The organism is Flavobacterium sp. FPG59 (assembly GCF_002150205.1).
GTDB lineage: Bacteria > Bacteroidota > Bacteroidia > Flavobacteriales > Flavobacteriaceae > Flavobacterium.
Genome location: NZ_MTCA01000194.1, coordinates 1 through 5,874, shown reverse-complemented (window position 1 = coordinate 5,874; position 5,874 = coordinate 1). Strand labels below are relative to the sequence as shown.

Sequence of the window (5,874 nt, the reverse complement as noted above, 5' to 3'; positions counted from 1 at the left end):
ATGAAAAATATATTTGGGATGAAATTCAATATACTTTTTTACATACTAACAAAGGTTTTTTATACTCTGTAAAAAACATTATCAAGAATCCAGGAAAAACAGCCCGTTCGTTCATTGACGGCAATAGAGTAAATCATTATAAACCAATATTGTTAGTATTTGTGCTCACTGGTATCTCCACATTTATCTCTGTAAAGATAATTGGTTTCGAAAAAATTATGAGTACACTTTATGCAAAGGAAACACTCAGCTCTGAATACATGAATGATGTGATGACTTCTCTTAAAAGTTATAACTCCATTTTGATGCTATTACTCATACCTGTCTTTGCATTATCTACCAAACTTGCGTTTAGAAAATGGGGCAATAACTATTATGAACACGTAGTTATCAATGCTTATATCGTTTGCGTTTACACTCTCTTTAGCATTATTATAATTAGTCCGTTACTATATCTATTTAAAAATAATATGGACTACTTTAAAATGATTTCGAGTTTGACCATCCTATGTGTTCCTTTTATTTTAGTTTGGTTTTTCAGAGGATTTTATCCCACGAGACCTCTAAAAAGCATAATTGGCCGCGTACTATTAACTTTAACTTTCTTATTTATTTTGTTTTTACTTTTAACGCTATTTGCAGTTTTAGGTGGAGTTGTTTATGCCATAATCGCTGGACCAGAATCACTAGAGTATTTCAAGCCAAAACAATAATTCTGTTAAAATATATAAAGCGAAATCCCTTATATAAAAAACCTAGTTATTCAACTAGTTGAATAACTAGGTTTTGATTTTAAGATAGAAAAATCAGATTTATAAAGTGATATTTTGATTTAGAAAAACCAATTAAACTGGCTCGTAAGCAGTAATCTTCCACTCTTTACTGGTCAAATCAGTGTAATAATAATGAACCAAATCATTTTTATCAAATTGACCATTTTTATTGGTATCCTCAACCGTTCTAAAATACAAACGATTGCGAGAGGCTAGAAGTTTCCAATCTATTAATTCCTGAAAGTCAGGCGAGATTTTAGTAAGACGCTCCCCGCTTATGGTGCTCAAATGCAAGGATTTTATATCGCTAGTATCTAATTTACCATCTTTGTTGGTATCCATATCAACCATAGTGTACACCATGATTTGATTTCTGGTTCTATCTGCAACCGTTTTCAAATACGTTGCTGTTTGTATCAAAACTGGTTTGTCTGTTAATTTGGTTATAGAGTCTGAATCGATTTTTTGGAATTTAATATTTTGTAAAAAACCTGTAATTTCATATTCTCCATAATTGGAAATCGTAAAGCTCAAATCATTAACACTTGATGAACCATAACGCGATTTAACGCCGCGATCACGAATACTCAAATCAGCAATAGGATGAATTAAATAATCCGTACCTTCCATTTGCCAAGGCAAATCAGCTATTTCTATTTGGGTTGAGTCCGCCTTTACAATGGACTTTGCTTTATTAGTTGCATCGTAAGTCACTTTTGGCGTTGCTGAATCCTCTTTACAACTTGCTAAAAATAGCAATGCAATTCCTAAACAAGTGAAATGTATTTTTTTCATGTGCTGATGGTATTAAAACTCAAATGTAATCATTTTTAAAAATAGCAACCTTATACCTTGTACAATTTAATGAATAAAAAGAATGAAACTGGGTATTAAAAAAACCTTACAACTTAGCAGTCAACTTCACATTAAAAACTCGTGTGGTCATGTAATTTGGTATTGCATATTGATTTTTAGAGTATACGTCCCTAACCCAAGTATTTGTAATAGCATTTTGATTGTTAAAAAGATTAAAAATTTCTAATCCTAGAGCTAATTCTTTACAATCTTTAAATAAACCCGAGCTTCTTTTCTTTGTGGTATTATCAATAAATACTTTAGAAAAGCCTATATCAACTCTACGGTAATCATTCAATCGTTTTTGATACAAATAAGGATCTGCATAAGATGGTGATCCGCCTGGTAATCCTGTATTGTAGACTAAATTCAAATACAATTTTACACTTGGAATATTAGGCATGTAATCTTGAAAAAGCATCGCAAACTTTAAGCGTTGATCTGTGGGTCTGGCTATAAAACCCCTATCATTGCTGTTTTCCTCGGTTTTTAAATACCCAAAACTGATCCACGATTCGGTTCCAGGTACAAACTCACCATTCAAACGCACATCTACACCTTGGGCGTAAGCCACTGCACTGTTATTAGCTGCATACCGTATGCGTACATTATCAATCGTGTAAATATTAGCATCCGTTATAGACTTGTAATATACTTCAGAAAGTAACTTAAAAGGACGATCCCACAATTTAAAACTATAGTCATTTCCTAAAACAATATGAAAAGATTGTTGCGCTTTAGTATTGGGCTGTACAATGCCGTCTCCATCCCTAAGCTCTCTATAGAAAGGCGGTTGATGATAAAGACCTCCAGAAATACGAAAAACAACATCTTGTTTCCAATTTGGTTTAATGGCAAACTGAGCTCTTGGACTTATTGTAAATTGAGACTTACCCAATGAACTGGCGCCAGAAACTTCCCAATTGTGCATTCGGATTCCTGCATTATACCAAACTTCATTCGTTCCTAAATTTGATTTTAAACTCCATTGTCCGTAACCTGAAAACCGATTTATAGAATTGAAATTTGTAGCTCGTATGTCTTGATAAGGAACCAACGGTCCCGTGTAAGGAGTATAAGGCTGATCGTTTTTTGGCAAATTTAAAATAGGTGGATTCAATGCAAAACCAGCAGAATCAATGACCTCCCACTCTATTATTCTATCTCTAATAGATTCACGAGTATACTTAACACCCCATTCTATTTGGCTATTTTTCCAGTCCTGAAATCCTTTTATTTCAGTATTTACAATTAAGGCATCAAGATCATTCCTAGCGTGACTTAGCTGTGATCCTATACCTCTTGTGAATGAAACGTCACCTAGAGTTTCTGAACCAATATTAGTATCTACTTCACCTAGTCTATATTGCGCCAATATATCAAAATATTCTTGTTCTAACGTATGGAAGATGGAACCTATAAATTTTAACGTAAAATTATCCGAAACATTAAAGACTGATTTAATTGCTCCAAAATAAGTATCGTATTTGTCTTTCTCTTGTCCCTCATAAAAAACCGTAAGTGCCATAGGGCTGTCAAGTGTTCCAAAATTTGAAACGCGTGATAAAGGACGATATTGGTATTTATTTTGAGAAATGTTTCCTAAAAAACTCCACTGCCATTTAGCCGAAGCCTGATAATTAATATTGGTTTGAATATCAGCAAACGTTGGTGTAAAATTAGTTTGCGTTTCCTGACTGTTCACAAGTAGTGAATTATTTCTATAGCGTAATCCTGTTACAGCTGACCATTTTTTATCTTTAGAAACCGCATCAACAGCTATGCTTCCGCCAAGAAAACTAGCTTCAAGGCTTGCGCCAAAAGTGGTTGGCTTTCTATAAGTAATATCTAATACCGATGACAGTTTGTCTCCATACTTAGCTTGAAAACCTCCAGCAGAGAAATCGACATTATGAACCAAATCAGTATTGGTAAAACTCAAACCTTCTTGCTGACCTGAGCGAATCAAAAATGGACGATAGACTTCAATCTCGTTTACATAGACTAAATTTTCATCATAATTCCCACCACGCACAGCATATTGGGTGCTTAACTCATTATTGGAATTCACACCTGGCAAGGATTTTAAAATATTTTCAACTCCTGCATTGGCACCCGGAATTTTTCGAATCATTTCGGGTTCTAGATTTACTATTCCCTGAACCACACTCCTATTCCCAGTCACTACAACAACCTCTCCCATTTGCTCTGCCTGACTGTTCATTATAGGGTTAAATTCCTTTTGCTCATTAGCCTCAAGCATAAAAACAACAGTAATTTTTTTAAGAGAAACGTGTGTAAAAACAACTGTTACTTTTTGATTTGCCGGGACTTTAACATCATAAAAACCATTCTCATTAGACTGTGTATTAAAACCGTCAAATGTAATATTGACATTTTCTAAAGGTTGCTTGTTTTCATTCAAAACAATACCGCGTATTCTTGCAGTTTGTGCAGTTACTGAAAAACCAAAACAAATAATCGATAAAAGAAAAAAGAATTTAGTAGTACTCAATTGATTTGGATTTATTTTTTCTGACCTCTATAAAAACGTGTTTCAAAAGTAGTTGAATTCCCCATATTATCAGTAACGTCTACTTTTAAATTATTAGCACCCTCTTGTAAAAATTCTGGATTCAAAATATGAGTGATTTTTCGAGTTTTATTATCGTATTCAAAAAGGACCCATTTCCCATTCAAGTATCCGTTATAGGTTTTAATTCCGGATAAAGCATCACTTATAGTAAGCTGCAAAGACTTTTGCTCATTAATCCATTTGCCTTCAATAGGATTTGCCATCGTTACTGTAGGCGCCACCGTGTCTGATACCAACTTGTAATTTCCCAAAACCTTTACTTTCGTAGAAAAAACACTATCCTTTCTGTAAGTAGAATTGTAACTTACTTTACCGCCTTGCACTTTGCCAATAAACATTTTTTGACGTTGCTCTTCAGTACTCTTTGCATCTTCAATTGTAATTGTAAAATTAGAATGAGCTGGAACTGTATCATCATGTAAAAACAAAGTATCATTAACAACATTAAAATTCATATTGAAATCTTCATAAAAAGTGCCTGCAGGAAAAAATACTGACATATTTCCAAGTTCAAAATTACTGTCATTTAACGCTTTTACAAAATATTTAGACTGCGGCTGATCTGTGCCAATAATTGTAGGTAACAAATCATAATGGATGGGTATAGAAATTGTTCTCTTGTTACCAAAATAATCTGAAACTTCAATTCTATATAATGAGGCTAAGTTAGGAGAAACCTGCAAAATCCCTTTATTTTCATCGGCTTGTATAAAACGTAAATCATAAGGAGCTTTCATAAAAAGTTTTTGCACTCGCTGTTGCATTTTTTTATATCGAGAATAATCAATTAAAGCATTGATATACCTCATGTCAGTAAAAGAATAGGTATTAAATTCATACCCAAAATTTGGTTTGCCGTTCAAAAATGTTTGAACCTTATAAACACCATTATTATTAAATGATACATCATCAATGTCATGAGCTGTTATACCAAAACCAATCACACCATTTGACAAGACTTTATCAGCCATGTACGTTCCATCTTTTTGCAAAGAAACGTTCAACAAAACAGGGCGCTTTGCATTATTTACGGTAGTTTTACTATCAAGAGGATAGACATAAACACCCGTAACAATAGGCTTTTTAGTGTCTATTAAAAAAGCATCAAAACCAAAAAGTAGTGGGTTTATAACAAATTCTGTTTTTGTATCTCTAAATTCAAAATGCAAATGCGGACCTTCAGAAGCTCCTGTATTTCCAGACAAAGCAATCACATCTCCTTTTTTTACAGGCAATTCTTCAGGTTTTAAAAACATTTCAATCTCAAAAGATTGCTCTTTATAGTGAGTTTTTTTTATGTACGATTCAATATCACCTTCAGCCTTATTTAAATGCCCATAAACAGAAGTATACCCATTAGGATGATTAATATAAATTGTTTTTCCGTTACCAAAAGTAGAAATTTTAATTCTAGACACATATCCATCAGCTACGGAATAAACCTTTAAACCCTCCTTTTGTTGGGTTTTCAAATCAAAACCCGCATGAAAATGATTGGGTCTTAATTCCCCAAAATTTCCAGACAATTGCATAGGAATATCAAGAGGTGAACGAAAATAATCTTTTGGATATTCATTTTGCGCTTGAATAGAGCTGCAAAAAAACACAAAAAGGGCAAAAAATCTCATAATTTACATTTTGGCTAAGATA

4 protein-coding genes are annotated in these 5,874 nt (G+C 33.3%); 1 reads left to right on the top strand and 3 read right to left on the bottom strand.

The window, feature by feature from the left end:
- The coding region (locus FPG59_RS13195) for a DUF3667 domain-containing protein (protein WP_086455054.1) at positions 1 to 713 on the top strand (713 nt) is incomplete at its 5' end.
- 132 nt (positions 714 to 845) lie between these two features.
- Here FPG59_RS13195 and FPG59_RS13190 read toward each other — a convergent pair.
- The 3 genes from FPG59_RS13190 to FPG59_RS13180 form a co-directional block, all read right to left on the bottom strand.
- Positions 846 to 1,568, bottom strand: coding sequence for a hypothetical protein (locus FPG59_RS13190; RefSeq protein ID WP_086455053.1), 723 nt, complete (start codon positions 1,566 to 1,568; stop codon positions 846 to 848).
- 106 nt (positions 1,569 to 1,674) lie between these two features.
- On the bottom strand, positions 1,675 to 4,143 hold the full coding sequence (locus tag FPG59_RS13185) for a carboxypeptidase-like regulatory domain-containing protein (RefSeq protein WP_176330751.1): 2,469 nt from the start codon (positions 4,141 to 4,143) through the stop codon (positions 1,675 to 1,677).
- 11 nt (positions 4,144 to 4,154) lie between these two features.
- On the bottom strand, positions 4,155 to 5,852 hold the full coding sequence (locus FPG59_RS13180) for a M23 family metallopeptidase (RefSeq protein WP_086455052.1): 1,698 nt from the start codon (positions 5,850 to 5,852) through the stop codon (positions 4,155 to 4,157).
- Positions 5,853 to 5,874: the final 22 nt, after the last annotated feature.